This window comes from Ruegeria sp. AM4 (assembly GCF_056540665.1).
Map to the genome: position 1 here is coordinate 63457 of NZ_JBQFXD010000016.1, position 26081 is coordinate 89537.

Sequence of the window (26081 nt, forward strand, 5' to 3'; positions counted from 1 at the left end):
AACAAGTTCGTCACATTACGTGACGTCAGAATGGGTGTGAATTGTGAAGGAGATCACATGCGTTACCAAATCAGCGGAAAACAGATCGACATCGGTGCGGCCCTGCAATCCCATGTGCAGACCGAACTGGGCGAGGTTGTGGGCAAATACGCCCAGAGACCGACCGACGCCAACGTCGTCTTTTCCCGTTCAGCGCATGAATATGTATGCGAAACCACTGTACATTTATCCACTGGCCTGACGGCACAGGCCAAGGCCCACGCAACCGAGATTTATGCGGCGTTTGAGGGCTGCTGCGACAAGATGGAAACCCAACTGCGCCGCTACAAGCGCCGGTTGAAAGATCATCACAAGGACCGGTCCGAGCCGGTTGAACTATTCGGCGCCTCCTCATATATCCTCGCCTCTGACGAATCGGAGACGGCTGCAGAGCCCGAATCGCTTCAGCCTATGATTGTGGCTGAGATGGAGACGCAGATTCCATCGCTCAGCGTAGGTGAGGCCGTCATGCAAATGGAACTTGCCGGTGCGCCGGTGTTGGTGTTCCGTAATGAGAATAAGGACGGGTTGAATGTCGTGTATCGCCGGGACGACGGCAATATCGGCTGGATCGATCCGTAACAGGCAAGGATAACGAGGCACCCCCGGCGTGGCCGGGGGGCGCCATGGAGCATGATCATGGAGCTTTCGAGCATACTGAAGCCCGAAGCAGTACGCGTGTTATCGTCTGCTTCCAGCAAAAAGCGGCTGTTTCAGGAAATCGGCGACGTCGCCGCTGGTACGATGGGGCTGGATTCGCAAGCCATCGTCGAGAACTTGCTGGAACGTGAAAGCCTAGGCCCGACCGGTGTCGGCCACGGGGTCGCGCTGCCGCATGCGCGTCTGTCCGAAATTGAATCGGTTGCAGGGGTTTTTGTGCTGCTGGAGAAGCCCATCGATTTTGGCTCGGTCGACCGGCAGCCAGTGGACCTTGCGTTTTCGCTGTTTGCCCCCGAAGAGGCAGGCGTCGAACATCTCAAGGCGCTTGCGCTGGTGTCGCGCACTCTGCGCGAACCCACGGTCTGCGCCAAGCTGCGGGCCAACCCTGACCCGGTCAAGCTGTACGCCATCCTGACCGAAGCGCAATCGATGCAGGCCGCCTGAAGGCTCAGAGCTGGTCCTGTTTCCGGGCGGCACCTAGCGGTCTCGCCCCGCACATGCGTAACACCCGGTCTTGTGCTATGTATTCGTTGAAAAACGAACGAACGCATGGGGACAGTTGTGGTCGAACGCCGGATAAAATTGCGCTATTTCGCCATCGCGTTTGTTCCAATCAGTATTTTCGGGCTTAACGCGCTTATCTCGAATCATCTGATTGCTACGGACCTGAACGTCCCTCCGGAGATCCTGCAAAGCGATCGGCCGTGGCTCGAAGCGGTTGGGCGCTTCCGATTCCTAGCTGCCACATGGTTTTTCGTTGCGCTTACGGCGTTGCCTGTTGCCCAGCTGGTCCGCAACCTGATGCGACCCATGGCACGCGAAACCCGATTTGCAGCCCTAGCGACTATGATCGCAATCCTGATATTGGCGCTGACGCCGGTTGTTCAGCAAAACATGTCCCCCGACGGGCCGCGTCTGTACCACCGTCTTGGTGCTGCCGTCTTTGAGACTGCCCTTTCGCAAGGAACCCTACCCGGGTGTACCGGGCCCGATGACCGTTGGCTGTTGGGGCTATGCGGGGATGTGCCCGTTATTTCCCTGTTCAACCGCATTCTGGACATCGTCACTGCCCTTGCCGGGCTCGCCGTGGGCGCATTGATCGTTGGGATGATCTTGTGTCTGGAATCCCGCGACGGTGATGATTTCGAGGACGCGGCTGCGCAACTGGCCAGAAACTTGCAACAGATGCGACAGCAACTCTATCTGTCCAGCGTCATTCTTACCTTCGGTATGTTCTTTGCTACAAGCTGGATGCACTGGCCGCTGCCTTTGGTTTCTGAATCAGAAAGATCGGCCTACAGCGCAGTTGTTTTGGCCTCGGCGCTGTTCACCGGCACTTATTTCAGCTTGCTGCTGCTGAGCTTCTATCTGCCTGTTGCGCTGATCCTTGACGGTCGGGTCAAACGACTTGCAACTTCTGCCGCCCAAAGCACCGGGCCGCAGCAATCGCAGGAAGTCAGCGACTGGCAGGCCTCACATGGGCTGAAAGAAGGGGCAAGCGACTACATTCGCGCCGGCATTGCCTTGACGGCACCGATCCTTGCGGCGTTCACAGGCGGGATATCCCCGATCGCGTTTTAGCCGCCGGTTCCCATTTCCAGGGTCCACCAGATCTTGCCGCCACCTTCCTGATGCCAGGCAAACCCCATCTGGGTCGCCTTGGCGTCCATGATCACGGCACGCGGGCCGGGTTCCTGCATCCAGGCGGCAAGCGTCTCGGTTTCAGTCTCATAGGTTTCGGAAATCGCTTCGCCCAGAAACGTTCCAAAATACCCCGCCCGCGCAGCGCGATCGATCGGCGAGGATCCGTCCGAGCCGAAATGCCAGGGCCGGTTCTGCCGGGCCATGTCCTTGGAATGAGTTGCCGCAGCCGCGTTCAGGCTTGAGTTCAGCTGAACAGGTTGCAGCCCCTGCGCCTGACGCAGCGCGTTGACCGAATCCAACATCCGGAATTGCAGTTTCTCGGGGTTGCCGCGGATCTTGTAGACCGACGGCAAGGGCCTGCCATCGGCCCCCAGCGCGGTGGTTCGCGAATCGGTGCATGCCGCCAAAGCGGTGAAACAAATCAGTAGAAGAGAAAGAATACGCGTCATGATGGGCCTGAATTTAGTGTCAAACAGGGAAATAGCCTGCCTGAAGCGCCGGGGCAAATGCACAATGGCTTGGGCCTGCATGATTCTGCCGGTTTGATTTGCGACTGAAGCATTCTGGCCATAGAATACGTCAGATTTTCTGCTTTCCTGTACAGAAGGGCCACCATCATGGTCAAAAAGCACATTTTGAAACCCTCGCGCCGCGGATTCATCGCGGGCGCTGCTGCCAGCCTCGCCTCACCTGCCGTTGCTCAATACATCCCCGGCGATCCCCTGCGGCCCGCGCCTGAGCCAGAGCCGCAAGTGCGCCGCAACGTCTCGGGGTTCCGTGCGCTGGACTGGCGGCCATATTTTTCCAACACAAATAACGGTGCGATTCTGGTCGATACCGTCTCGCGCGCGCTGCACTACTGGTCGGATGATCAAAGGGTCTATAAACTCTACCCTTCGTCTGTGCCTCTGACCGAGGAATTGACCCGTCGCGGCCGCACCAGCGTCATCCGCAAGGTTGAAGGCCCAAGTTGGTCGCCAACGCCATCAATGAAGAAGCGTAATCCGGAATGGCCAGATTATATTCCGCCGGGACCAGATAACCCATTGGGAACACATGCTTTGTACCTGAGCTGGAAGTACTATCGCATCCACGGCACGCATGACACGCGCAAAATCGGGCGACGTTCGTCGAATGGTTGCATCGGACTGTTCAATGAAGACATTGCCGAGCTGTTCTCAATGGCGAAGGTTGGCACGCAAGTGTTGCTAATTTGACGACATTTTGGCGCGCGAACCCGCTTGTCTGGCAAGTTGCAATTGCAATCCCTGCGTATTGCTGATTAGAAAAAAACACGAGGTAAGTCTTGGATGCGCGTTCCAGATCGTTGGATTCGCGCAAATTCTGGAGGTTAATTATGAAGAAACTCGTTCTCGCTGCTGCACTGACCGCTGCTGCTTCGACCGCATATGCCGGTAACCTGGAAGAGCCGGTTGTTGAAGCACCTGTCGTTGTCGAAGAAACCCAGGGTTCGTCGCAGGGCATCATCCTGCCGCTGATCCTGCTGGTTGTTGTTGCCGCAGCTGTTGCAGCAAGCTAAGTCGACGAGACTCAGTTAACAGAAAAGGCGGTGGAGCTTTCCACCGCCTTTTTTTATTGCAGCGGTCAGTCGAGCCAACCGCTTAGATTGTCCTCAATCACTTTGCCCAATGCCGCAATATGGGCGTCTTCGTCGTTAAGGCAGGGGATATAGGTAAAGCGCTCGCCCCCGGCCTCTTCAAAGCTTTCCCGGATCTCTTCATTGATCTCTTCCAGCGTCTCAATGCAATCGGCAGAAAACGCCGGGGCGATGACTGCGATATTCTTCTTTCCCTGCCGCGCCAGATCAGCCACGTGATCGACCGTATAGGGCTTCAGCCATTCTTCGGGGCCAAAGCGCGACTGGAAGGTGGAAACCAGTTGATCGTCTGTCCAACCCAGACGCTCTTTCAGCAGTCTTGAGGTTTTGGCACACTGACAGTGATATGGATCGCCCTGTTGCAAATAACGTTCGGGCATTCCGTGGTACGAGCAGACCAGAATATCCGGCTTGCTCTCCATCGCCGCATAGGCGTGTTCAACCGATCCCGCCAAAGCGTCGATATAGGCGGGTTGGTCGAAATAGGCCGGAACCGTGCGGCTGGCGGGCTGCCATGTCTCTTCCATCAGGGCGCGAAAGAACTGGTCATTTGCGGTGGCGGTCGTGGCGCCTGCGTATTGCGGATATAGCGGGAAGAACAGGATGCGGTCGCAACCCTCGGCCACCATCTGTCGCACTTTGGACTTGGTCGACGGGTTGCCATAGCGCATGCAGAAATCGACCAGTACCTGATCGCCATATCGATCCTGCATCGCTTGTTTCAGTTTGGCGGTCTGATCCTTGGTGATCGTCATCAATGGGCTTTCACCCTTGTCGTGGTTCCAGATCGACTTGTACGCCTCGCCCGAACTGAAGGGGCGTTTGGTCAGGATGATCCCTTGCAGGATCGGCTGCCATTTCCACTTGGGATAGTCGATCACGCGCTGATCCGACAGGAACTCGTTCAGATAGCGCCGCATCGGCCAATAGCTGTAGTCGTCAGGAGTGCCCAGATTTGCCAGCAGGATGCCAACGCGGCCCATCTTGACCTTGGGGTGATCCGCAGGCGCATGCGAGGGGCGAGTGGCGTCAAACATATGAGGCTTCCTGAATTTGGTGTTCCGGTCTGAGATATAGGGAAATGCCCGGTCGTCAATCACGCAGTTTGCGTTCATCGGTGCGAAGTGCTTCGGCCAGTCGCGTCTGCGCCGAACCGGGTCGCAGAGGTTTGGGCTGACTGTCATCCGGTGCCCAACCCGTCAGGCAAATCAACTCGAACGTGGCTTTCAACCGGCCCGAAGAGGTGGTGAAATGCGCGGCATAGATGTCTTGCGCGGTCTCGAACAGCGCGCGGCGCGTCGGGTGTTTCAATCGCGCGGTCAGCGCATTGGTTTCCCCCATCGCGCGCAGATCCTGCATCAGGTGGCGCAGATCGCGGTATTCCGCCGTCAATGGCACCAAGTCCGCGACCGGCAACGCCAACCCGGCGCGTTGCAGCAACCCGCCCATGTCGCGCAGTTCCGCCATCGGGATTACGCGCGGGCTGAGGCCGTGGGCGACGGCGACTTCTGCCTGCCCAAGTGCTGCGCGCATTTCTGTCAGCGTCTCGCCGCCCAGACAGACCGCTAACAACAGCCCGTCAGCGCGCAGCGCGCGGCGACACTGGATCAGCTGCCCGACCGGATCATTGGCCCAATGTAGCGCCATCGCGTGAACCACCAGATCATGCGCACCAGCGGTCAACGACAGAACCTCGTCATCGGCAACGATTTCCGCATTCGGCAGAAGGTCAGACCAGACCTGTGGAAACGGGCTCACAATCGCGGGGGCCGTAAAGGTTCTGTTAACCATGGAGAGGCGATCCTGCACCTCACCCACGGTGGCGTGGTGCAGAAAAAGCGCCTCGGTGCGCGCGCGGGCGCGATGCTGGGCAAGTGCCCGGCGATCGAACAGAGAGGCAGAGTTGGACGCTGGCAGTTTCATAGGTCGCAGGTATCGCATCCGCGAGCGGATTCAAACCGCCGTCAAACTGATTTACCCACCGCGCTGCATGGGATGTGGTGACTTGACCGATTCGGATTTTGGTCTGTGTGGAACGTGCTGGCGGGACACACCCTTCATTGGCGGGACTGTTTGCGAAAGCTGCGGGGTGCCTCTGCCGGGTGCGAGGGACGGATTTCGCATTGAATGCGACGATTGCCTGAAGTCCCCACGCCCCTGGCAGGACGGGCGCGCGGCGCTGATGTATGAGGGCAAGGCGCGGTCGCTGGTTCTGGCATTGAAACATGGTGACCGGCCTGAACTTGCACGTCCCGCCGCGCGCTGGTTGGCGCAGGTGGGGCGTGAACTGTTTCACCCCGATATGCTGATTACCCCTGTGCCCTTGCATTGGGCGCGCCTGATAAAGCGGCGGTACAATCAATCGGCGCTGTTGGCGCAGCATCTGGGGCGCGAAACCGGGCTGGAATGCTGCCCCGACCTGCTGCTCAGGACGCGACGCACACCTGTTTTGGATGGAAAAACCGCCGTAGAACGGCACAGAACCCTTGCCGAAGCAATATCTATCAACCCCAAGCGCGCCAGGCGCATGAAGGGCCGCGATGTGCTGCTGGTGGATGACGTGATGACCTCGGGTGCCACTTTGTCGGCCTGCGCCCGAACCTGCCTTGCATCAGGGGCAAATCATATTTTCGTGTTGGTACTGGCGCGCGTTGCCAAGGATGCCTAATTCGCCCAAGATTGCGCGAAATTCAAAAGGTACGGAATATGAAACCGGTAGAAATCTACACCTCGCCGCTCTGCGGTTTTTGCCATGCAGCCAAGCGCCTGCTGAAGCAGAAAGGCGTCGAGTTCAAAGAGGTCGACGTGCTGATGCACCCCAAACGCAAGCCCGAGATGATCCAACGCGCCGGTGGCAAACGCACCGTACCGCAGATCTTCATCGGCACCACGCATGTGGGCGGCTGCGATGACCTGTATGAGCTCGAACGTCAGGGCAAGCTGGACAGCCTGCTGGCGGCCTGATGATAACCGCGCTGCTGCAAATCACATCGTCGGATGATCCGCGCGAAAACCTGGAGACGGTGCGCGCGATGATGGTCGAGGCCGCCGGGCAGGGCGCTCGGTTCGTCCTGACGCCCGAGGTGACGAATTGCATCTCAACCAGCACCACGCGGCAGCGAGAGGTCTTGCAGCACGAAGAAGATGACATCACCCTGGCTGGTCTGTGCGCGCAGGCCAGCGATTTCGGCGTGTGGCTTCTGATCGGTTCGCTGGCGATCAAAACCCACGATGCGGATGGGCGATTTGCAAACCGGTCCTTCCTGATCGATCCGCTGGGGCAGATCGTGGCGCGGTATGACAAGATCCACATGTTCGACGTTCAGGTCACCGAGGCCGAGACGTTTCGCGAATCGAAAAACTACCGGCCTGGCGAGAAAGCGGTGATTGCCGAGACGGAGTTTGGCAAAGTTGGCATGACGATTTGCTATGATCTCCGCTTTCCGCATCTATATTCTGCGCTGTCCCAAGCGGGAGCGCGAATTTTGACGGTTCCGGCAGCTTTTTCGCCCGTTACCGGGGCGGCGCATTGGCAATCGTTGCTGCGGGCGCGGGCGATCGAAAACGGCTGCTGGGTGCTGGCGCCGGCCCAGACAGGTGAGCATCCGAAAACGCGCGGAAAGACCCGGTATACCTACGGTCACAGCATGGTTGTCGCCCCTTGGGGAGAGGTGCTGATCGACGCAGGCACCGATCCGGGCATTCACATTTTTGATTTGCATGATAGTTCTGTGTCCGAGGCGCGCCGTCGTGTGCCCTCATTGACTCATGTGCGACCCTTCAAAGGTCCCTGATCCAGAACCGGATTTATGACGGACGAAAAAAATGCCCTGGCGGTCACGCTGTTCAGCGAGATCCTGACCGCTGATCAGCTATTGCGCAACCGGCTCAGCCGGGTGCTGCCCAAGGGCATGGAAATCTCGCATTTCTCGGTGCTGAACCATCTGGTGTTTGTGGGGGATGAGCGCAGCCCAGCACAACTTGCCAACACCTTCCACGTGACCCGAGGGGCAATGACCAACACCTTGGCCAAGCTGGAATGGGCCGGATACATCCACATCCGTCCCGACTGGGACGACGCCCGCCGCAAGATGGTCGCCATCAGCCCCGCCGGCCGCCGCGCGCGCGATCAGGCGATTTCGTCGATCGCCCCGCTGATCAACCGCGTGGTCGGAGAACTTGGGTTGGAGCGCGTCCGCAGCACGCTACCCGTGCTGCGGGATTTGCGGTTGCAGTTGGAGGGGGAGTAAGAAACACTCAACATTCGCAGCGTTAAACTTCAGCGTTTCACCTGCTAAGCGACTCAATTGATTATCCCAAACAGGTGTTTGGTGTACCTTTTGCTACTATCTCGGCCCATTCAGCTCCTAAAGTAGTTCTCGCATCAATTGCGTTTACGGCCTTAGGATCCTGTTGCTTAAACATTACAGCAACTATAGCTGCGTCTTGCGTGCCACCGTAGATTGGCGTCGCGGTTGAGTACCCACTAAAAGTGCCAGTATTTCCGTAAGTGTTCAGTGTCCCAGTTGTGTTGTAATTCGCGCCGACAACTCGAACATTGTTCTCAGCATCCATCGCCGCAATGAGATACTTGTCGTAACCGAAGCGGATGGTCTCTACAGCCGCCATTTTTGAGACTAGTTTTCTTGCACCTGAGGAGCCGCAGGCTGGAGCGGCGCTTACATCGATTCTAACAATGTTCTGGGCTAGGCGCGTTGTGGTTGATGACGCGCATGCGCCCAAAAGTGAAATTGCCGACAACGCGGCAATTAGTCGGGTTATTGTCATTAATATTCCTCGTGAGAATTTTCATTGAACAATTCAATGTGAGACTTCTTGTGGGTAATGATCTGGGTCAAATTTAGATAAATTTCTGGCGGCTTAAAGGCGACCGTCAATCAAATGTTTGAAGGTGTGTGTGCACATTGTACCCATACGCCGAATTCACCCCGGCTTCACACTCGCCGTCACATAATTCACGCTCAAATCCCGGTCCGAGATCGACCAGTTCCACAGGATCGGATTGAACACGAAGCCCTTGCGGTCGACCGGATCCAATCCTGCCTGACGCAATAGGTCGAACAGCTCGTCAGGTGTAATGAACTTGTTCCACTCATGCGTGCCGCGCGGCAGCCAACGCATGACGACCTCGGCCCCGAAGATGGCCATCGCATAGGATTTCGGGTTGCGGTTGATGGTCGAGCAGATCAGCAGGCCACCCGGTTTCAGCAAGTGCTGCGATGCGGTCAGGAACCCCAAAGGATCGGCGACGTGTTCCACCACTTCCATGTTCAGCACCACGTCGAACTGTTCGCCTGCGGCGGCCATATCCTCGGCGGTGGTGTGGCGGTAGTCGATCTGCAAACCGGATTGTTCGGCATGGATGCGGGCGACGGGCAGGTTTCCTTCGGCGGCGTCGGCGCCCACGACCTCGGCCCCAAGGCGGGCCATGGGTTCGCTCAGCAACCCTCCACCGCAGCCGATATCCAGCAGGCGCAGGCCCTCGAACGGGCGCGTGGCCTTCAGATCCCGGTCAAATTCCCCGGCAATCTGCTGTGTGATATAATCCAGACGGCACGGATTCAGCATGTGCAGAGGTTTGAATTTCCCATGCGGGTCCCACCATTCCGCGGCCATAGCCTCGAATTTTGCGATCTCTGACGGGTCCACCGTGTTCGGATGCGCTTGCATTCCTGTCTCCGTGTGCTCTTTTACGCTTAAGGACTATATAGGGCCATAATGGACAAGTACCCGGACCAAAAGCGCGCAGTTCAATATCTGTACCCGCCGATCGATCCTTTCGATCAGCGCATGGTCGATGTGGGCGACGGGCACCGCATATATGTTGAACAATCGGGCAATCCCGACGGTATCCCGGTGGTCGTGCTGCATGGCGGACCGGGCGGCGGATGCAGCCCGGCGATGCGGCGGTATTTCGACCCGGATGCCTATCGGGTGATTCTGTTTGACCAGCGCGGATGCGGGCGGTCGCGGCCCACAGCCTCGGTTCAGGACAACACGACCTGGCATCTGGTGGCGGATATCGAACGTCTGCGGACCCTGTTCGACATCGACGAATGGATTGCCTTTGGCGGCAGCTGGGGCGCGACGCTGGCGCTGGCCTATGCGCAGACCCATCCCGACCGCGTCAGCCGTCTGGTTCTGCGCGGCGTGTTCCTGATGACCCAGGCCGAGCTGGATTGGTTCTATGGCGGCGGGGCGGGCAAATTCTGGCCCGAGCAATGGGCCAAGTTCACCTCGCTGCTGTCCGAGGATGAGCAGTCGGATGCAATCCGGGCGTATAACAAGCGCTTGTTCTCGGGTGACCGGGCGACCGAGATACTCTACGCGCGGGCGTGGTCGCATTGGGAAAATGCGCTGGCTTCGATCCATACCAACGGATCGGTGGGCGAAAGCCCCGGCGAGTATGCGCGCACCTTTGCGCGGCTCGAGAATCACTATTTCATCAACGGCGGTTTCATGGAGTTCGACGGTCAGATTCTGGCGAACATGGATCGGATCAGGCATATCCCCGGCCATATCGTGCAGGGGCGGTATGACATGATTTGCCCGCCGCAGGCCGCGTGGAACCTGTCGCAACTCTGGCCGAATGCCGAGCTGCGGATGGTGCGCAATGCAGGACATGCCTTGTCCGAGCCGGGCATCAGCGCAGAGTTGGTGCGCATCATGGATCGCGTGGCGGAGGGTGTGGCATGACCCGGATCGACCGTCGTGCCCTGTTCGCATCCGGTGCCGCCGCAGCGTTGTTGGCTGCGACCGGTGCTTCGCTGGCGGATACGCCCAAGAAGGGCGGTACACTCCGGCTGGCGGTTCCGCGCGATGACAGTCTGGAACAGGTGGCGCGCGGGGCCGTGTTCGATACGCTGACCGAGATTGCACCGGATGGAACCTTGCGCGGCGAATTGGCAAGCGGTTGGCAGACGGATGCCGAAGCGCGCGTCTGGTCTTTTGATTTGCGCGATGGAGTTTTGTTTCACGACACGGCGCCATTGGAAGCGCGCGACGTTGTAGCGACGCTTGATGCGCTTGGACGGGCTGAGGCACTGGCCCCAAACCGCATAAGGCTGGAATTGGCTGAGGCCAATCCGGGTTTGCCGTTTCTGCTGGCGGACACTCGGTTTGTTGTGACCCGCAGCGCGCAGGCCGTGACACCGCTGCACGCGGCTAACGGAACCGGGTGCTACCGGGTTGAACGGGCCGAGGATGGGCGGCATTTTCTGGGTCGCCGCGTCTCGGGCCATTACAAGGATGGTCTGGCGGGCTGGGCCGACGCGATCGAGATCATCGTGATCCCGGATGCACATGTGCGCGCCGAAGCGTTGCGCGACGGGTATGTCGATGTAGCGGCCTTGCCGGAGCGGAGCGCGCTGAAGGATGTGCGCGGCCTGAGATTCCACCCCAGCCAGGCGGATATGGCACTGGCCGTCGCGGCTCAGGTTGGCGCTCCACGCCAGATCGGGCAGGACCGCGCCCTGGACGATGGCCGCATCGCAGAACGGTGGTGGCTGGCGTAAATCCGATCACGAAACCTGCCGGGGGTTGCAGACTCGGAAACTCCTGCGTATATGCATCTGCAACAGCGGCGCGTTGGACTTCTGGTTCAAGGCTCCACCGGAAAATTCGACGGGCCGCGCGCCCGTTTTTTTGTGCCCGATTAAAGGGTAGAGAACCTGATGACAAACGACCTGATAGCCAAAGCTGCCATCGACCGGCGACTGGCCGAGATCATCACCCCCGTGATCGAGGATCTGGGGTATGAGCTGGTCCGCATCCGTTTGATGAGTGGCAAGACCACCACGATGCAGATCATGGCGGATAAGCCCGATGGTGGCATCGAAGTGGACGATTGCGCCGAAATTTCCAACGCGGTCAGCGCCACGTTGGACGTCGAGGACCCGATTCTGGACGCCTATACGCTGGAAGTGTCTAGCCCCGGCATCGACCGCCCTCTGACCCGTCTCAAGGACTTTGAGACGTTCGAGGGGTATGAGGCGAAGATCGAGACCGCCGAACTGATTGACGGTCGCCGCCGGTTTAAGGGTGAGTTGGCTGGGATCGAAGGGGATGAGGTTCTGATCAATATCCCCGAGGGGGATGAGACCATTACCATCGGCCTGCAATTCGACTGGCTGAGCGACGCCAAGCTGGTCCTGACCGATGATCTGATCAAGGAAATGCTGCGCCAGCGCAAAGACGCGGGTGCCCTGAACGAAAACGCTTTCGACGAGATTGAGACCGAAGGGTCCGAAGAGGAGACGAACTGATGGCAATCACCTCAGCCAACCAGCTGGAGCTGCTGCAGACCGCCGAGGCCGTGGCCCGCGAAAAGATGATCGACCCCGGTCTGGTTGTCGAAGCGATGGAGGAATCGCTCGCCCGTGCGGCCAAGAGCCGTTACGGCGCCGAGATGGACATTCGCGTATCGATTGACCGCAAGACCGGCAAAGCAACCTTTACCCGCGTCCGCACCGTGGTCGAGGATGAAGAGCTTGAGAACTATCAGGCTGAGATGACAGTCGAGCAGGCCAAGCAATACATGGAAGCGCCCGAGGTTGGCGACGTCTTTGTCGAAGAGGTTCCTCCGGTCGAAATGGGCCGGATTGCTGCTCAGTCCGCCAAACAGGTCATTCTGCAGAAGGTCCGTGAAGCTGAACGTGACCGTCAATACGAAGAATTCAAGGATCGCGCAGGCACCATCATCAACGGTGCCGTCAAGCGCGAGGAATTCGGCAACGTCATCGTCGATCTGGGCGGTGCCGAGGCCGTTCTGCGCCGCAACGACAAGATTGGTCGCGAAAGCTATCGTCCGAATGACCGTGTGCGCGCCTATATCAAGGAAGTCCGCCGCGAAGTGCGTGGCCACCAGATCTTCCTATCGCGCACCGCGCCGGAATTCATGGCCGAGCTGTTCAAGATGGAAGTGCCGGAAATCTATGACGGCATCATCGAGGTCAAGGCAGTGGCCCGTGACCCCGGCTCGCGCGCCAAGATTGCCGTGATTTCCTATGATGGTTCGATCGACCCGGTTGGTGCCTGCGTCGGTATGCGCGGCAGCCGCGTGCAGGCCGTTGTGAACGAGCTGCAGGGCGAAAAGATCGACATCATCCCGTGGAACGAAGATCAGCCGACCTTCCTGGTGAACGCTCTGCAGCCTGCCGAGGTGTCCAAGGTGGTTCTGGACGAAGAAGCGGGCAAGATCGAAGTGGTGGTGCCCGAGGAACAACTGTCCCTCGCCATCGGTCGCCGTGGTCAGAACGTGCGTCTGGCCAGCCAGCTGACCAATCTGGACATCGACATCATGACAGAGGCCGAAGAATCGGCCCGCCGTCAGAAGGAATTCGAAGCCCGCACTCAGCTGTTCATGGAAACGCTGGATCTGGACGAATTTTTTGCGCAATTGCTGGTCTCGGAAGGCTTCACCAACCTCGAAGAGGTGGCTTATGTCGAGATTGAGGAACTGCTGGTCATTGACGGTGTCGACGAAGGCACTGCGCAGGAACTGCAGACGCGCGCGCGCGAATTCCTGGAAGCACAGGCCAAAGCCGCTCTGGACGCTGCCCGTGCCTTGGGTGCCGAGGAAAGCCTCATTGAATTCGAAGGCCTGACACCCCAGATGGTTGAGGCGCTGGCCAATGACGACGTGAAAACGCTCGAAGACTTTGCGACCTGTGCCGACTGGGAACTGGCCGGTGGCTGGACGACAGTGGATGGCGAGCGCATCAAGGATGACGGCGTTCTCGAGCCCTTCGGCGTCACGCTGGAAGAAGCGCAGGATCTGGTCATGACCGCCCGCATCATGCTGGGCTGGGTCGATCCGGCCGAGCTGGAGCAGGCCAAAGAAGACGGCGAAGCGACCGACGAGGAGGTCGAGGCCTGATTTCAGGCCTCGGTTGGCGCACATGGGTCGCGGTGGCGTCCATAAGGATCGGTCGGAAGGCCCCGAGCGCAAGTGCATCGCCACGGGCGAGGTTCAGCCTAAATATGGGTTGATCCGCTTTGTGACGGGGCCGGACGGTCAGGTCTTTCCCGATGTCGCGGCAAAACTGCCGGGGCGCGGGGTCTATGTGTCGGCGGATCGTGCCGCGCTGGACAAGGCGATTGGCAAGAAGCTGTTCGCGCGTGGGTTCAAGGCGCAGGTGAGCGCGCCGCAGGACCTGACCGACGAGGTCGAGCGACAGGTTGCACGCCGGGTGATCGAGCTGCTGAGCTTGGCTCGAAAGTCAGGCGATGCGGTCGCAGGATACGAAAAGGTCAAGACGTGGCTGGACCGTGAAGAGGCCCAGGTACTGATTCAGGCCACCGACGGATCGGGGCGCGGCAAGTCGAAACTGAGCACGCCGCACTTCGGAAAATACATCGGCTGGCTGACGGCGGACGAGTTGGGACAGGCATTTGGGCGCCAAACCGTGATTCATGCAGCGCTGGCCTCTGGCGGACTCGCCAAACGTGTTGTAGAGGAAGCGCAGCGCCTGCGTGGCTTGCGCGAAACGGATGACGGCGGCAGGGGCCGCGCGGAAGGGTAAAAAGCTTTATGAGCGAGAATGACGGCAAAAAGACATTGGGTCTTCGTGGCGGGGCACGCCCCGGAAATGTGAAACAGAGTTTCAGCCACGGACGCACCAAGAATGTCGTGGTGGAAACCAAGCGCAAACGCGTGGTGGTCCCCAAGCCGGGCGCGACCAAGCCTGGTGGCGGAGCCACGCCCTCGGGTGATCCCTCGCGTCGTCCTGCGGGAATTTCCGACGCGGAAATGGCGCGCCGGATGAAGGCATTGCAGGCCGCCAAAGCACGCGAGGCCGAAGAGGCCGCAGCGCGCGAGGCTGCCGAAAAGGCGCGTGAAGAAGAACGCGCCCGCCGCCGCGCCGAGCAGGAAGCCAAGGAACGCGAACAGCGTGAGGCCGAAGAGCGCGCGCGCCAGAAGGCCGAGGACGAAGAGCGCAAGCGTAAAGAGGCAGAAGAAGCCGCTAAACGCGCCGCTGCCGCCCCGGCACCTGAAGAACCCAAAGCTGCCCGCAGCCCGGCCAGCAAACCGGCCCCAGCTGCAACGCCACGCAAGCAGGATCGCGAGCGTGAACAGCGCGGACGTGGCAAGGGCCGCGACGACAACCGTCGCTCGGGCAAGTTGACACTGGGTCAGGCGACCGGCGGCGAAGGCAACCGCCAACGCTCGATGGCGTCGATGAAGCGCAAGCAGGAGCGTGCGCGTCAGAAAGCCATGGGTGGCCCGGTCGAGCGGGAAAAGGTGATCCGCGACGTTCAGCTGCCCGAGGCGATCATGGTCTCGGAACTGGCCAACCGTATGGCCGAGCGTGTGGCTGACGTTGTCAAATCGTTGATGCAGATGGGCATGATGGTCACGCAGAACCAGACCATCGACGCCGACACCGCTGAACTGATCATCGAAGAGTTTGGCCACAAGGTCACGCGTGTATCCGATTCGGATGTCGAAGACGTCATCAAAGAGGTCGAAGATACCGAAGACGATCTGCAACCGCGTCCGCCGGTCATCACCATCATGGGCCACGTCGACCACGGCAAGACGTCGTTGCTGGATGCAATCCGCGATGCGCGCGTTGTGGCAGGCGAGGCCGGTGGGATTACTCAGCATATCGGCGCCTATCAGGTGAAAACCGATGGCGGCACCACGCTGACCTTCCTGGATACACCGGGCCACGCGGCCTTTACGTCGATGCGCTCGCGCGGGGCCCAGGTCACGGATATCGTGGTTCTGGTTGTCGCTGCCGATGACGCGGTGATGCCGCAGACTATCGAAGCGATCAACCACGCCAAAGCGGCCGAAGTGCCGATGATCGTGGCGATCAACAAGATCGACAAGCCCGAGGCCAATCCGGACAAGGTGCGTACCGATCTGCTGCAACACGAAGTCATCGTCGAGAAGATGTCGGGCGAGGTTCAGGATGTCGAAGTTTCGGCCGTCACCGGTCAGGGCCTTGATGAACTGCTCGAAGCCATCGCGCTACAGGCCGAGATTCTGGAACTGAAAGCCAACCCCGACCGCGCCGCGCAAGGTGCCGTGATCGAGGCGCAGCTGGATGTGGGTCGCGGTCCCGTGGCCACCGTTCTGGTTCAGAACGGCACGCTGCGTCAGGGCGATATCTTTGTTGTGGGTGAGCAATACGGTAAGGTCCGCGCGCTGATCAACGACAAGGGCGACCGCGTCAAGGAAGCTGGCCCCTCGGTTCCGGTCGAGGTTCTGGGTCTGAACGGCACGCCCGAAGCAGGCGACGTTCTGAACGTGACCGAGACCGAAGCGCAGGCCCGTGAGATCGCCGCCTATCGCGAACAAGCCGCCAAGGACAAACGCGCCGCCGCCGGTGCCGCGACAACGCTTGAGCAGCTGATGCAGAAGGCCAAGGAAGACGAGAACGTGGCCGAGCTGCCCATCCTCGTCAAAGCCGACGTACAGGGCTCTGCCGAGGCCATCGTTCAGGCGATGGAAAAGATCGGAAACGACGAGGTGCGCGTGCGCGTTCTGCACTCGGGCGTTGGTGCGATCACCGAGACGGATGTTGGCCTTGCCGAAGCCTCCGGCGCGCCGGTCATGGGCTTCAACGTTCGTGCCAACGCATCTGCCCGGAACACCGCGAACCAGAAAGGTGTCGAGATCCGCTATTACTCGGTGATCTATGACCTTGTGGATGACGTGAAAGCCGCCGCATCGGGCCTGCTGAGCGCCGAGATCCGCGAGAAGTTCATCGGTTACGCCGAGATTCGCGAAGTCTTCAAGGTAACTGGCGTTGGCAAGGTTGCCGGCTGTCTGGTCACCGAAGGCGTGGCCCGTCGTTCTGCAGGTGTCCGCCTGCTGCGCGACAACGTGGTGATCCACGAAGGCACGCTGAAGACGCTGAAACGCTTCAAGGACGAAGTGGCCGAGGTTCAGTCGGGTCAGGAATGCGGTATGGCGTTCGAGAACTACGACGATATCCGCGCCGGCGACGTGATCGAAATCTTCGAGCGCGAAGAGGTCACCCGCACGCTGGATTGATCCGGTATTGTTTTTGAAACAAGAAGCAGCGGCTCGTTTGGGCCGCTGTTTTTTTTATGGAAGACGCGAAGCTTTGATCGCTTGTGCGGGATTTTCTGAAACCAGTCGGTACAAGCGCGCCCAAAAACGCGATCCTATCGACCACGTAGGTCTTAGTTTACATCAGCTGTAGTTGACTTACCGGTCGTTCGATTTGTCGCTCACGCTTTTGAGAACGCGTTGATAGAACGCGCCTGGTGCGTCCTCGCTAGTAGGTCTTGCGATCCACTCCCGATCCAGGTTCAGCGCACCTGCAGGCACGATTTGTCGCGCGATCTCGGGCGGTGTGGTTTCGTCTGACGTTCCATTCTTCCAGTCGTGAAAGGCTGATGAGTATCGAACGACCGCTCCGCTTGTCCGTAATTCCAGCGACCCGCCTTCGGCAAAGAACGTCAACCCATCGCCCATTTCTTCGCCGATGAGTTTGAGTCGATTTCCCAACCGATTTTTGAGGATGGCTACGAACACGATCGCTGCGGAAAACGTGAATTTATCGACAAGCACAACAACCCGCTGACTTGCACATTCCGCGATCGCATCGATCAAGGGCATCGTTAACAGAAAATCGCCACCAGTGTTTCCGCGAACATCAACTAATAGTGTTGTGCTCGAGCAGGCGCGCATGCGTTCCGCTGCGGCTGAAATGGCTATAGACATCGCACTTCCGCTCGGATCAAAGAAGCTGGGTAACGTTATCGACAGCCCAAGCTCTTGCCAGTCCTGTATTTCCACAAAGGTCTCGGGTTCCCAGGCTGGATCCGCCTTGCCATGCTCACTTCTCGGGTAGAGTGTTGATGCAGGAACAGTATTTTCATTTACCACTTTCAGATTGGTTCGCTGCCCATTTTTGCGCTGCACACAATACTCGGTCGTGCCGTCGTTTGAAGAAAAACCCAGACGAAACAAAGCGTAGGGCCAGGCCAGAAGAACCGGCCCGATGACCCGTTTCCTTTGGCATGTTCCCGCCAGAAATTCCTCTGCAGCGGCTTCGATTTGGCTCAGATCTGCGCCGTTGACTGCTATCAGCTCTCCTTGCGGTGCGGTTACCCCCGGAGCCGCACCGATGACTTGTACTGAACGCCCCACGCTCACGAATCTCAGCGGTAGCACCGAGATCGCATCATTCGGGATCAGCCGTGTGTGCCCATTGTCGGGCAGTGCCAATAGGCGCATCGCGGACAACAGAAAGGCTTCGATCGAGCCCTCCGACGCGTATTGTCGGCAGTCACGAATGCAATTGTCTATCACGGCCCTTTCGATCCGCCGAAAGCTGGGATCGGTTGGCAGGGCAATTTCCAAAATTTGCTGCAAATCTTCCGTCAGCGACATGGTTCACAATGCGCGTAGCAGCTCATCAATGTCCAGATTGGGTACAGAGAGGTCATTCAAGGCTCGGTCATCAAATGCGGTTTGCTTAGGTTTTTTGCAATGCAAAGTTCAAATCTGCTTCCTCCAAATACGCTTGATCAGCGCAAAGCGGGCAGAAATGTACTTGGATGCATGATGATGTCGAAATGATGCATTCCCATTTTCAGGTCGAAACTGACCGCGTGTCCGCCCTTGCGTAGTAGCTCGGCATATTCCTGGCTTTGACGAATGAACTCTGCCGTGTCCCGTTCCGCCACCGTCACTTGGTAGCGCGGGCCGGGTGCAGGTAGGTGCAGGATCGGCGACAGGTCGTGTATTTCGACCGGTGTCAGTTGCAGCGGATCGTTCACCGTTGTCTGGTTGATTGGCTCCAGGTCGTAAACGCCGCTGATCAGGATCACATCGCGGATACGCAGCCCGGCGCGGGCCAGTGCGTCGGCCGAGGTTGCCATGACCATCGCCACCAGATGCGCGCCGGCGCTGTGGCCGGACAGAGTGATCCGCGCGGGATCGAAACCCAGATTGGATGCGTTAGCAGCCAGCCACAACAAAGCGTCGCGGCATTCGCCGACCATATCGCCAATGCGCGCGCCGGGTGCGAGCGTGTAGTTCAGCGTGGCAAAGGACTGCTCTGCGTCAATCAGCGCGGGTGCCATCATGGCCGATTCACGCTGGCTGAGGGCTTGCCAATAGCCGCCATGGATAAACACATGCAGCGGGGCGCCGCGTCCTTTCGCCGGAAAGAAATCCAGCACCTGCGACGGGTTATCGCCATAGGCGAGGTTCTGGCGCACCTCCAGATCGGCCCGCGCCTGCGCGCTGAGCGCGACGTAGCTGGCCACATAAGGTGAGAGGTCACCCCCAATCATCGAACTGGGGGAATATTCCTGCTCAAGCTCTGACTGAGAAAACCCGCGATACAGCATGAATTGCGCCTGCTCCTGTCCCTGCGGCCCATGATACGGGCCGAATTTCCCAAGGTTTAGGGACTAATTCAGCGCTGTTCCAGTGCTTTAGGTCCAATCCAATACAACCTTGCCCGATTGCCCGGATTTCATCGCGGCAAAACCTTGGGCAAAGTCATCGACGCCAAATCTGTGCGTGATCACGCGGCTGACATCCAGACCGTTCTGCAACATGGCGATCATCTTGTACCAGGTCTCGAACATCTCGCGCCCGTAGACGCCCTTGATGGTGATTGCCTTGAACACGATACGCGACCAGTCGACCGGGGATTTTCCGGGTGGGATGCCAAGCAGGGCGATCTTGCCGCCCATCACCAGTGCCTCGACCATCTGGTCCAGCGCGATTTGTGAGCCTGACATTTCCAGCCCGACGTCGAAACCCTCTTTCATGCCAAGTTCGGCAATGACGTGCTGCAGCTCTTCCTTGGACACGTCGACGGTACGCACTGTCGGCACCACATGTTCAGCCAGTCTCAGGCGGTCCGGGTTGATATCGGTGATCACCACATGTCGCGCCCCGGCGTGGCGGGCCACGGCTGCAGCCATTATGCCAATTGGGCCCGCGCCGGTGATCAGAACATCCTCGCCCAGCAGATCAAAGCTGAGCGCGGTATGAACCGCGTTTCCAAGCGGATCGAGGATGGCGCCGATCTCATCGGGAACGTCATCGGGCAGGGGCACCACGTTGAAGGCGGGCAGTTTCAAGTATTGGGCAAATGCCCCTTGCTCGTTCACTCCGATCCCACGGGTGCCGGGATCGAGATGAAACTTGCCCGCGCGGCTTTGGCGGCTGTCAGTGGTGATCAGGTGTCCTTCGCCGGAACAGCGCTGGCCGATCTCGAGCCCGGTCACATTGCGGCCGATCTCGACGATCTCGCCGGCAAATTCATGCCCGGTGATCATCGGGACCGGCACCGTGGCAGCGGCCCAGTCATCCCAGTTCCAGATATGGATATCGGTGCCGCAGATGCCGGTCTTGTTGACGCAGATAAGCACCTCTTCCGCACCGATTTCGGGCACCGGTGCCTGTACCATCCACAGGCCTTCTTCGGGCTTGGATTTCTCAAGTGCCTTCATGGTGTTTGGTCGCATCAGATCACCCCCAGTTCTGTGCCAACTTTGCCGAACGCCGTCAGCGCGCGGTCCAGTTCGTCCCGTGTTAGAGCCGCATTCATCTGTGTTCTGATACGCGCCTGACCACGCGGAACGACCGGAAAGAAAAAGCCAGAGACATAGACGCCCTCATCAAACAGGCGGCTGGCCATCTCTTGCGCCAATGTCGCCTCGCCCAGCATCACGGGAATGATGGGGTGTTCTCCGGGTAACAGGTCAAAGCCCAGCTTTTCGAGCCCCGCGCGCCAGTATTTGGCGTTGCCAAACAGCTGCGCGCGCAGCATGTCGCCTTCTTCGACCAAACGGATTGCCTCAAGCCCAGCGGCGACGATGGAGGGTGGCAGCGAATTCGAGAACAGATAGGGCCGCGCCCGCTGCCGTAGCAGGTCGATCACTGGCTGCGGCCCGGCGATGTAACCGCCGATAGCCCCCCCAAGTGCCTTGCCCAAGGTTCCCGTCAGAATGTCGACATCGATGCCAAAGTGATCGGGCGTTCCCGCCCCGTTTGGCCCCATGAAGCCCGTGGCGTGGCAGTCATCGACCATGACGATGGCGTCGTATTTGTCCGCCAGTTCCCGGATTTTCGGCAGGTTCGCCAGATAGCCATCCATCGAAAACACGCCGTCGGTCGCGATCATGATGTGCCGCGCCCCGTCCTCGCGCGCCTGTTTCAGCCAGGCTTCGAGGTCGTTCATGTCGTTGTTCAGATAGCGATAGCGTTTCGCCTTGCACAACCGCACCCCGTCGATGATCGAAGCGTGGTTCAGACTGTCCGAGATGATGGCGTCTTCAGGCCCTAACAAGGGCTCAAACAGCCCTCCGTTGGCATCGAAACAGGCGGCGAAGAGGATCGCGTCGTCCTTGTTTAGGAACTTTGCCAGCTTTTGCTCAAGCTCGCGGTGAATGTCCTGCGTGCCGCAGATGAACCGGACCGAGGCCATGCCGAACCCTTTGGGTTCCATCGCACCTTTGGCGGCTTCGATCAGTGCTGGATGGTCTGCCAGGCCCAGGTAGTTGTTGGCGCACAGGTTGATGACCTGTTTGCCAGCTACCGTAATCTCACCGCCCTGAGGCGAGGTGATCATTCGTTCACGCTTGTACAGACCCTCGGATTCGATCTGCGCGAGGGTGTCCGTGATGTGGGACAGGAATGCATCAGCCATGGCGGTCTCCGTTTGTCTGAGTCGCATATCTAACATAACGGACATAATTCCCAAATGAGGGAATGACAATATACGAGAAAAAAATCCGTAAAGGCGGATTCTTGCCGGTGTCAGGCGTTTTTGACGATCAGGAAGACGCGCGCATGCCCATCGGCGACGATCGAATGCGCTACATCCGCTGCATAGCGGGCGGTGTCGCCCTGTCCGAGATCGCTGGAGGCTGTGCCAGAGGTCACGCGAACGGCACCTTCCAGCACGGTCAGCTGTTCCCGTGCGCCCCGCGCATGAGGCTGGCTGTTCAAGGCACCACCTTGATCGAACTGGATATCATAGACTTCGTGACCGCCGGCCTCTTCAGGTGGCGAGAGGATGCGAATACGGCAGTTTTGGCCCATATTGTCGATGCTGGGCACTTCGGAATTGCGCAAAACCTCGATCTGGCTCGTCGCGTCGGTGTCCTCCAACAGACCGGCAAAATCCACCTGCAACGCGCGGGTCAGGTTCCACAGGGTCGAGATCGTCGGGCTGCTTTCGCCTCGCTCGATCTGGCTGACCATCGATCGCGAGACGCCGCTGAGATTCGCCACGGCTTCAAGCGACAGACCCTTGGCACGGCGCGCTTCTTTCAGGCGAGCGGGCAGGCGTATCAGAATATCGTCAGTTTTTTCCGTCATGGCGGAATTTCATGCGCGTTGCACAAGCGGTTGTCAATTCCGGGCGTGACGGGACGTCTCATGGGACAGGTTGATGCCGCAGGTGCATACTTACGCCGAATCCCCGAGGAGACTGACATGACCGATATCGTATTGCTGGACGGTGCCCGCACCGCAATTGGAACTTTTGGCGGGGCGCTGGCCTCAACCGCGCCCATCGATCTTGCGACCGTTGCGACCGAGGCCGCGCTCGAACGGTCGGGTGTGGAAGGCGCACAGATCGGGCATGTGGTCTTCGGTCACGTGATCAACACCGAGCCACGCGACATGTATCTGTCCCGTGTGGCAGCGATGCAGGCGGGCATTCCGAACGGCACGCCGGCGATGAACGTGAACCGCCTGTGCGGGTCGGGTGCGCAGGCGATCGTTTCCGCAGTTCAGTCTCTGATGCTGGGGGATGCGGAATTTGCAGTCGCGGGCGGCGCTGAGAGTATGTCGCGCAGCCCCTATATCGTACCGCAGGCGCGCTGGGGCGCGAAGATGGGGGACGTTTCGTCGTTGGACATGATGCTGGGGGCGCTGAATTGCCCGTTTGGTACAGGGCATATGGGCGTCACCGCCGAGAATGTGGCCGATGAACACCAGATCAGCCGCGAACAGATGGATGCCTTTGCCATGACCAGCCAGACCCGCGCGGCGGCGGCTGTCGAGGCGGGGTATTTCGAAAGCCAGATCACTCCGGTTCAGGTTAAGATCAAGCGCGACATGGTCGATTTCAAAGTCGATGAGCATCCCAAAGCGACCACTGCCGAGGCTCTGGCCGGGCTGCGACCTGTGTTCAAGAAAGACGGGCGCGTGACCGCGGGCAATGCCTCGGGCATCAATGATGGCGCGGCGGCCATGGTGCTTGCGACGGCGGATGCTGCCGAGAAAGCCGGGTTGAAACCCAAGGCACGCGTGCTGGGCTATGCCCACGCGGGTGTGCGCCCTGAAGTGATGGGGATAGGTCCGGTTCCGGCGGTTCAGAACCTATTGAAAAAGACCGGCCTGTCGGCGGATGATTTTGATGTGATCGAAAGCAACGAGGCGTTTGCCGCACAAGCGCTGGCGGTCAATCAGGAGCTTGGACTGGACGCGGCGAAAGTCAATCCGAACGGTGGTGCAATTGCGCTGGGTCACCCTGTGGGTGCGACCGGTGCAATCATCACTCTGAAAGCATTGTACGAACTGGAACGTATTGGTGGGTCCAAAGGTCTGATCACCATGTGCATCGGTGGTGGTCAGGGAATCGCGATCGCTATCGAGCGGCTTTGACTTGAAGTCAGGTTGGGGCGCTGTCTGCCCCCCATCGCGTCAAGGCGCGCTTCCCCCTCGAGGATTTTTTGAGCCAGATGAACCAGGCGGGTCGGTTCTAGCCGATTGCGTTGATCAGCAAGACCAGCGCCGCACCGGCGGTTGCGCCAACCAAGGCGGGGAGGGCAACCGACCAGAGCGACGATTTCGGAGGATCCTCCTTGTGCGTCTGGGCGATCAGGGCGTTTTCGACCAGCCCGGGCAGGCGCGGGCCAAAGCGGGCCAGGACCAGAGCGGTTTTTCCCAGATCGCGCAGGGCCGCGCGCGGGCCGATGGATTGCTTGATGTAGTCCTCAACAACCGGGCGGGCAACCTCCCAGATATTCATATGAGGATCAAGCGAGCGGGCGACGCCTTCGACGACAACCATGGTGCGTTGCAGCAGGATCAACTCGGTCCGGGTTTCCATGCCAAAGCGTTCGGTGACTTCAAAAAGGTAACTCAGCAGCCGACCCATCGAAATGTGCGTTGCATCCATGCCAAAGATCGGTTCGCCGACTGCGCGCAGGGCGCGGGCGAATTCATCGACATCCTGGTTGGCGGGGACATAACCGGCCTCGAAATGCACTTCGGCCACGCGCTTGTAGTCGCGGCGGATAAAGCCGAAGAGGATCTCGGCATAGACGCGGCGCGTGTATTCGTCGATATGGCCCATGATGCCATAGTCATAGGCGATGATGTCGCCGTTCGCGGCGACCTTGAGGTTGCCCTGATGCATGTCGGCGTGGAAATAGCCATCGCGCAGGGCGTGCAGCAGAAACATACGCAACACGCGTTCTGCCAGATCGCTCCGATTGTGACCGGCCGCGTCCAGCGCTTCGTTGTCGCCAAGCGGAATGCCATCTGCCCAGCTGAGCGTCATCACCCGGCGCGCGGACAGGGACCAGACCACGGGCGGCAGCCAGAACCCGGCATCGTCCTTGGTGTTGGCCGCGTATTCCGAGGCGGCGGCGCTTTCCAGACGCAGATCCAGCTCGCCACGTACGACCCCGTCGAAATGTTCAATCACCTCCATCGGGCGCAGGCGGCGCGCACCGGGGGCAAACAGGTCAACGATGCGGGCAGCAAAATAAAAGGCGTCTACATCCTTGCGGAAGGCGCGCTCGATATTTGGGCGCAGGACTTTTACGGCCACGTCTTCGCCAGTGCTGGTGAGTTTGGCTTTGTGAACCTGCGCGATTGAGGCAGCAGCAATCGGCTCGCTGAAGTCACTGAAGATCTCGCTGGTCGGTTGGCCGAGCTCTCTCTCGACTTCTGCCATGGCCTCTGCCTTGGAAAAGGGCGGAAGCTTGTCTTGTAAGACACGCAGCTGAGCGGCCAACTCGTTGCCCACCACATCCGGGCGGGTCGAAAGGACCTGTCCAAACTTGATATAGGCCGGGCCCAGGGCGGTCAGCGCGCGGGTGGCGGGCGGCATGTCAGGGTCGCCTTTGTAGCCCAGCCATTGGAACGGTTTTCCCAGCGTGTGGGCAAGAATGCGGATCGCGCGCGGGGCTTCGAACGCGTCGAGCACCACGTTCATCGCACCCGTGCGTTCGAGCGTGGCGCCTGTTCGGATCAGGCGGATGATGTTGTGAGGGCCGCGCATACGTCAGATCTTCCAGCCGGAATGCAGCGCGGCGATGCCCATGCTCAGGTTGCGGTACTTGGCGTTCTCAAAACCGGCAGCGCGCACCATGTTCAGGAAGGTCTCCTGATCAGGGAATTTGCGGATCGATTCGACCAGGTACAGATAGCTGTCGTAATCATTGGCGATCAGCTTGCCCATGCGTGGGATGACGTTGAAACTGTAGAGATCATAGAGTTTTTGCAGCCCGTCATTGGGTAACTGGCTGAACTCCAGCACCATAAGGCGACCGCCGGGTTTCAGGACGCGGAAGGCTTCGTTCAGCGCCTCTTGCGGGCGGGTGACGTTCCGGATGCCAAATGAGATCGTGTAGACGTCAAAGGTGTTGTCGTCGAAGGGCAGGGCCATCGCGTCGCCCACCACCCAGTTCAGACTGTCGGACATCTGATCGGCTTCTGCACGTTGGCGGCCCTCGATCAGCATCGGTTCGGTCAGGTCAAGAACCGTGGCGTGGCCGTGGCCTGCGCGTTTGAGGAAGCGAAACGAGATATCGCCCGTCCCGCCCGCCACATCCAGCAGGCGCTGACCGGGGCGCGGGGCGAGCCAATCCATCATTGCGTCCTTCCAGACCCGGTGGATGCCCATCGACATGACATCGTTCATCACATCGTATTTCGAAGCGACCGAATTGAACACGCCCTGCACACGCCCGGCCTTTTCAGCCTCGCGGACGGTCTCGAAACCGAAATGAGTGGTCTTGTCGTTGCTGTCGGACATGAACGGATGCCTCTGTTTGTGTTGTCCTTCCTTATAGGTTCCGAGCCCGGGAAGACAATCGCGTGAAAAGGTAGCAGGGCGCGAGATTTGGTTGC

Annotated in this window: 28 protein-coding genes; 16 read left to right on the plus strand and 12 right to left on the minus strand. The window is 59.3% G+C overall.

Annotated elements, in window-relative coordinates; genetic code table 11:
* Positions 1–57 precede the first annotated feature (57 nt).
* The 3 genes from hpf (at position 58) to ACR0JA_RS21010 (ending at position 2280) form a co-directional block, all read left to right on the plus strand.
* The gene (gene hpf / locus ACR0JA_RS21000; RefSeq protein WP_480579325.1) at positions 58–621 is read left to right on the plus strand and encodes a ribosome hibernation-promoting factor, HPF/YfiA family; all 564 of its coding nucleotides are present in this window, start codon (positions 58–60) and stop codon (positions 619–621) included.
* Positions 622–678: 57 nt separating this feature from the next.
* Positions 679–1143 carry a PTS sugar transporter subunit IIA gene (locus ACR0JA_RS21005; protein WP_480579327.1) on the plus strand — a complete coding sequence of 155 codons (465 nt, stop codon included), beginning with the start codon at positions 679–681 and terminating at the stop codon, positions 1141–1143.
* A gap of 105 nt (positions 1144–1248) precedes the next feature.
* Positions 1249–2280 (plus strand): hypothetical protein, encoded by a 1032-nt coding sequence (locus ACR0JA_RS21010; protein WP_480579329.1) that lies wholly within the window; start codon positions 1249–1251, stop codon positions 2278–2280.
* Here the strand turns inward: ACR0JA_RS21010 and dalA are convergent.
* Positions 2277–2792, minus strand: coding sequence for a divisome-associated lipoprotein DalA (dalA, locus tag ACR0JA_RS21015; RefSeq protein WP_480579331.1), 516 nt, complete (start codon positions 2790–2792; stop codon positions 2277–2279). The two genes, ACR0JA_RS21010 and dalA, sit on opposite strands and share 4 nt — an antisense overlap.
* Before the next feature lie 168 nt (positions 2793–2960).
* Between dalA and ACR0JA_RS21020 the strand changes: the two genes are divergently transcribed.
* On the plus strand, positions 2961–3560 hold the full coding sequence (locus ACR0JA_RS21020) for a L,D-transpeptidase (protein ID WP_480579333.1): 600 nt from the start codon (positions 2961–2963) through the stop codon (positions 3558–3560).
* Positions 3561–3700: 140 nt separating this feature from the next.
* Positions 3701–3883, plus strand: coding sequence for a hypothetical protein (locus ACR0JA_RS21025; RefSeq protein WP_010442520.1), 183 nt, complete (start codon positions 3701–3703; stop codon positions 3881–3883).
* 65 nt (positions 3884–3948) lie between these two features.
* On the opposite strand, the gene hemH is transcribed toward ACR0JA_RS21025, so the two are convergent.
* Together hemH and ACR0JA_RS21035 are read right to left on the minus strand one after the other, a co-directional pair.
* Positions 3949–4998 carry a ferrochelatase gene (hemH, locus tag ACR0JA_RS21030; RefSeq protein ID WP_480579335.1) on the minus strand — a complete coding sequence of 350 codons (1050 nt, stop codon included), beginning with the start codon at positions 4996–4998 and terminating at the stop codon, positions 3949–3951.
* Between the two features lie 55 nt (positions 4999–5053).
* The gene (locus ACR0JA_RS21035) at positions 5054–5884 is read right to left on the minus strand and encodes a methyltransferase domain-containing protein (protein ID WP_480579337.1); all 831 of its coding nucleotides are present in this window, start codon (positions 5882–5884) and stop codon (positions 5054–5056) included.
* On the opposite strand from ACR0JA_RS21035, the gene ACR0JA_RS21040 reads away from it, so the two are divergent.
* Genes ACR0JA_RS21040 through ACR0JA_RS21055 form a run of 4 tightly spaced genes read left to right on the plus strand, consistent with a single transcriptional unit; the run spans position 5865 to position 8211 of the window.
* The gene (locus ACR0JA_RS21040; protein WP_480579339.1) at positions 5865–6629 is read left to right on the plus strand and encodes a double zinc ribbon domain-containing protein; all 765 of its coding nucleotides are present in this window, start codon (positions 5865–5867) and stop codon (positions 6627–6629) included. The two genes, ACR0JA_RS21035 and ACR0JA_RS21040, sit on opposite strands and share 20 nt — an antisense overlap.
* A gap of 38 nt (positions 6630–6667) precedes the next feature.
* On the plus strand, positions 6668–6925 hold the full coding sequence (gene grxC / locus ACR0JA_RS21045) for a glutaredoxin 3 (protein ID WP_480579341.1): 258 nt from the start codon (positions 6668–6670) through the stop codon (positions 6923–6925).
* Positions 6925–7755, plus strand: a complete 831-nt coding sequence (locus ACR0JA_RS21050; RefSeq protein ID WP_480579343.1) for a carbon-nitrogen hydrolase family protein — start codon at positions 6925–6927, stop codon at positions 7753–7755. Before grxC ends, ACR0JA_RS21050 begins: the two co-directional genes overlap by 1 nt.
* A gap of 15 nt (positions 7756–7770) precedes the next feature.
* A complete protein-coding gene (locus ACR0JA_RS21055; protein ID WP_010442526.1) occupies positions 7771–8211 on the plus strand; it encodes a MarR family winged helix-turn-helix transcriptional regulator in 441 nt (146 codons plus the stop codon).
* A 61-nt stretch (positions 8212–8272) separates the two neighbouring features.
* Here ACR0JA_RS21055 and ACR0JA_RS21060 read toward each other — a convergent pair whose 3' ends face one another.
* Together ACR0JA_RS21060 and ubiG are read right to left on the minus strand one after the other, a co-directional pair.
* A complete protein-coding gene (locus ACR0JA_RS21060) occupies positions 8273–8749 on the minus strand; it encodes a hypothetical protein (RefSeq protein ID WP_480579345.1) in 477 nt (158 codons plus the stop codon).
* Between the two features lie 156 nt (positions 8750–8905).
* Complete coding sequence (gene ubiG, locus ACR0JA_RS21065) at positions 8906–9652, minus strand: bifunctional 2-polyprenyl-6-hydroxyphenol methylase/3-demethylubiquinol 3-O-methyltransferase UbiG (RefSeq protein ID WP_480579347.1); 747 nt, start codon at positions 9650–9652, stop codon at positions 8906–8908.
* A gap of 48 nt (positions 9653–9700) precedes the next feature.
* Between ubiG and pip the strand changes: the two genes are divergently transcribed.
* From pip to infB, 6 genes are all read left to right on the plus strand, one after another.
* Positions 9701–10678 carry a prolyl aminopeptidase gene (gene pip, locus ACR0JA_RS21070; protein ID WP_480579349.1) on the plus strand — a complete coding sequence of 326 codons (978 nt, stop codon included), beginning with the start codon at positions 9701–9703 and terminating at the stop codon, positions 10676–10678.
* The gene (locus ACR0JA_RS21075; RefSeq protein WP_480579351.1) at positions 10675–11496 is read left to right on the plus strand and encodes an ABC transporter substrate-binding protein; all 822 of its coding nucleotides are present in this window, start codon (positions 10675–10677) and stop codon (positions 11494–11496) included. Before pip ends, ACR0JA_RS21075 begins: the two co-directional genes overlap by 4 nt.
* A gap of 159 nt (positions 11497–11655) precedes the next feature.
* Entirely contained in the window at positions 11656–12246 is a 591-nt protein-coding gene (gene rimP / locus ACR0JA_RS21080; protein WP_010442531.1) for a ribosome maturation factor RimP, read from the plus strand.
* Complete coding sequence (gene nusA, locus ACR0JA_RS21085; RefSeq protein ID WP_480579353.1) at positions 12246–13859, plus strand: transcription termination factor NusA; 1614 nt, start codon at positions 12246–12248, stop codon at positions 13857–13859. The genes rimP and nusA overlap by 1 nt, the downstream gene beginning before the upstream one ends.
* Before the next feature lie 22 nt (positions 13860–13881).
* Positions 13882–14505 (plus strand): RNA-binding protein, encoded by a 624-nt coding sequence (locus ACR0JA_RS21090; RefSeq protein ID WP_480579355.1) that lies wholly within the window; start codon positions 13882–13884, stop codon positions 14503–14505.
* Between the two features lie 8 nt (positions 14506–14513).
* Positions 14514–16988: a translation initiation factor IF-2 gene (gene infB, locus ACR0JA_RS21095; RefSeq protein WP_480579357.1), complete on the plus strand. Its 2475-nt coding sequence runs from the start codon at positions 14514–14516 to the stop codon at positions 16986–16988.
* A gap of 177 nt (positions 16989–17165) precedes the next feature.
* Here the strand turns inward: infB and ACR0JA_RS21100 are convergent, their stop codons facing one another.
* The 5 genes from ACR0JA_RS21100 to ACR0JA_RS21120 form a co-directional block, all read right to left on the minus strand.
* Entirely contained in the window at positions 17166–18200 is a 1035-nt protein-coding gene (locus ACR0JA_RS21100; protein WP_480579395.1) for a S41 family peptidase, read from the minus strand.
* Between the two features lie 293 nt (positions 18201–18493).
* Positions 18494–19321 carry an alpha/beta hydrolase gene (locus ACR0JA_RS21105; RefSeq protein ID WP_480579359.1) on the minus strand — a complete coding sequence of 276 codons (828 nt, stop codon included), beginning with the start codon at positions 19319–19321 and terminating at the stop codon, positions 18494–18496.
* Positions 19322–19408: 87 nt separating this feature from the next.
* Positions 19409–20437: an L-threonine 3-dehydrogenase gene (tdh, locus tag ACR0JA_RS21110; RefSeq protein WP_480579397.1), complete on the minus strand. Its 1029-nt coding sequence runs from the start codon at positions 20435–20437 to the stop codon at positions 19409–19411.
* Positions 20438–20451: 14 nt separating this feature from the next.
* A complete protein-coding gene (locus tag ACR0JA_RS21115; protein WP_480579361.1) occupies positions 20452–21636 on the minus strand; it encodes a glycine C-acetyltransferase in 1185 nt (394 codons plus the stop codon).
* 110 nt (positions 21637–21746) lie between these two features.
* Positions 21747–22310 (minus strand): helix-turn-helix domain-containing protein, encoded by a 564-nt coding sequence (locus ACR0JA_RS21120; protein ID WP_480579363.1) that lies wholly within the window; start codon positions 22308–22310, stop codon positions 21747–21749.
* Between the two features lie 117 nt (positions 22311–22427).
* Between ACR0JA_RS21120 and ACR0JA_RS21125 the strand changes: the two genes are divergently transcribed.
* Positions 22428–23603 (plus strand): acetyl-CoA C-acyltransferase family protein, encoded by a 1176-nt coding sequence (locus ACR0JA_RS21125; RefSeq protein WP_480579365.1) that lies wholly within the window; start codon positions 22428–22430, stop codon positions 23601–23603.
* Between the two features lie 97 nt (positions 23604–23700).
* On the opposite strand, the gene ubiB is transcribed toward ACR0JA_RS21125, so the two are convergent.
* On the minus strand, positions 23701–25230 hold the full coding sequence (ubiB, locus tag ACR0JA_RS21130; protein ID WP_480579367.1) for a 2-polyprenylphenol 6-hydroxylase: 1530 nt from the start codon (positions 25228–25230) through the stop codon (positions 23701–23703).
* Positions 25231–25233: 3 nt separating this feature from the next.
* Positions 25234–25986: a bifunctional demethylmenaquinone methyltransferase/2-methoxy-6-polyprenyl-1,4-benzoquinol methylase UbiE gene (gene ubiE / locus ACR0JA_RS21135; RefSeq protein ID WP_480579369.1), complete on the minus strand. Its 753-nt coding sequence runs from the start codon at positions 25984–25986 to the stop codon at positions 25234–25236.
* Between the last annotated feature and the right edge of the window lie 95 nt (positions 25987–26081).

Coding starts and splice junctions, on each gene's coding strand:
- ACR0JA_RS21055 (WP_010442526.1), top strand. CDS start 7,771: ATGACGGACGAAAAAAATGCCCTGGCGGTCACGCTGTTCAGCGAGATC.
- ACR0JA_RS21020 (WP_480579333.1), top strand. CDS start 2,961: ATGGTCAAAAAGCACATTTTGAAACCCTCGCGCCGCGGATTCATCGCG.
- ACR0JA_RS21115 (WP_480579361.1), bottom strand. CDS start 21,636: ATGGCTGATGCATTCCTGTCCCACATCACGGACACCCTCGCGCAGATC.
- ACR0JA_RS21075 (WP_480579351.1), top strand. CDS start 10,675: ATGACCCGGATCGACCGTCGTGCCCTGTTCGCATCCGGTGCCGCCGCA.
- rimP (WP_010442531.1), top strand. CDS start 11,656: ATGACAAACGACCTGATAGCCAAAGCTGCCATCGACCGGCGACTGGCC.
- ubiB (WP_480579367.1), bottom strand. CDS start 25,230: ATGCGCGGCCCTCACAACATCATCCGCCTGATCCGAACAGGCGCCACG.
- ACR0JA_RS21005 (WP_480579327.1), top strand. CDS start 679: ATGGAGCTTTCGAGCATACTGAAGCCCGAAGCAGTACGCGTGTTATCG.
- ACR0JA_RS21090 (WP_480579355.1), top strand. CDS start 13,882: ATGGGTCGCGGTGGCGTCCATAAGGATCGGTCGGAAGGCCCCGAGCGC.
- ACR0JA_RS21120 (WP_480579363.1), bottom strand. CDS start 22,310: ATGACGGAAAAAACTGACGATATTCTGATACGCCTGCCCGCTCGCCTG.
- ACR0JA_RS21105 (WP_480579359.1), bottom strand. CDS start 19,321: ATGCTGTATCGCGGGTTTTCTCAGTCAGAGCTTGAGCAGGAATATTCC.
- ACR0JA_RS21125 (WP_480579365.1), top strand. CDS start 22,428: ATGACCGATATCGTATTGCTGGACGGTGCCCGCACCGCAATTGGAACT.
- dalA (WP_480579331.1), bottom strand. CDS start 2,792: ATGACGCGTATTCTTTCTCTTCTACTGATTTGTTTCACCGCTTTGGCG.
- ACR0JA_RS21100 (WP_480579395.1), bottom strand. CDS start 18,200: ATGCGCCTATTGGCACTGCCCGACAATGGGCACACACGGCTGATCCCG.
- ACR0JA_RS21035 (WP_480579337.1), bottom strand. CDS start 5,884: ATGAAACTGCCAGCGTCCAACTCTGCCTCTCTGTTCGATCGCCGGGCA.
- tdh (WP_480579397.1), bottom strand. CDS start 20,437: ATGAAGGCACTTGAGAAATCCAAGCCCGAAGAAGGCCTGTGGATGGTA.
- ubiE (WP_480579369.1), bottom strand. CDS start 25,986: ATGTCCGACAGCAACGACAAGACCACTCATTTCGGTTTCGAGACCGTC.
- pip (WP_480579349.1), top strand. CDS start 9,701: ATGGACAAGTACCCGGACCAAAAGCGCGCAGTTCAATATCTGTACCCG.
- hpf (WP_480579325.1), top strand. CDS start 58: ATGCGTTACCAAATCAGCGGAAAACAGATCGACATCGGTGCGGCCCTG.
- nusA (WP_480579353.1), top strand. CDS start 12,246: ATGGCAATCACCTCAGCCAACCAGCTGGAGCTGCTGCAGACCGCCGAG.
- ACR0JA_RS21010 (WP_480579329.1), top strand. CDS start 1,249: ATGGGGACAGTTGTGGTCGAACGCCGGATAAAATTGCGCTATTTCGCC.
- ACR0JA_RS21025 (WP_010442520.1), top strand. CDS start 3,701: ATGAAGAAACTCGTTCTCGCTGCTGCACTGACCGCTGCTGCTTCGACC.
- hemH (WP_480579335.1), bottom strand. CDS start 4,998: ATGTTTGACGCCACTCGCCCCTCGCATGCGCCTGCGGATCACCCCAAG.
- ACR0JA_RS21060 (WP_480579345.1), bottom strand. CDS start 8,749: ATGACAATAACCCGACTAATTGCCGCGTTGTCGGCAATTTCACTTTTG.
- grxC (WP_480579341.1), top strand. CDS start 6,668: ATGAAACCGGTAGAAATCTACACCTCGCCGCTCTGCGGTTTTTGCCAT.
- infB (WP_480579357.1), top strand. CDS start 14,514: ATGAGCGAGAATGACGGCAAAAAGACATTGGGTCTTCGTGGCGGGGCA.
- ubiG (WP_480579347.1), bottom strand. CDS start 9,652: ATGCAAGCGCATCCGAACACGGTGGACCCGTCAGAGATCGCAAAATTC.
- ACR0JA_RS21050 (WP_480579343.1), top strand. CDS start 6,925: ATGATAACCGCGCTGCTGCAAATCACATCGTCGGATGATCCGCGCGAA.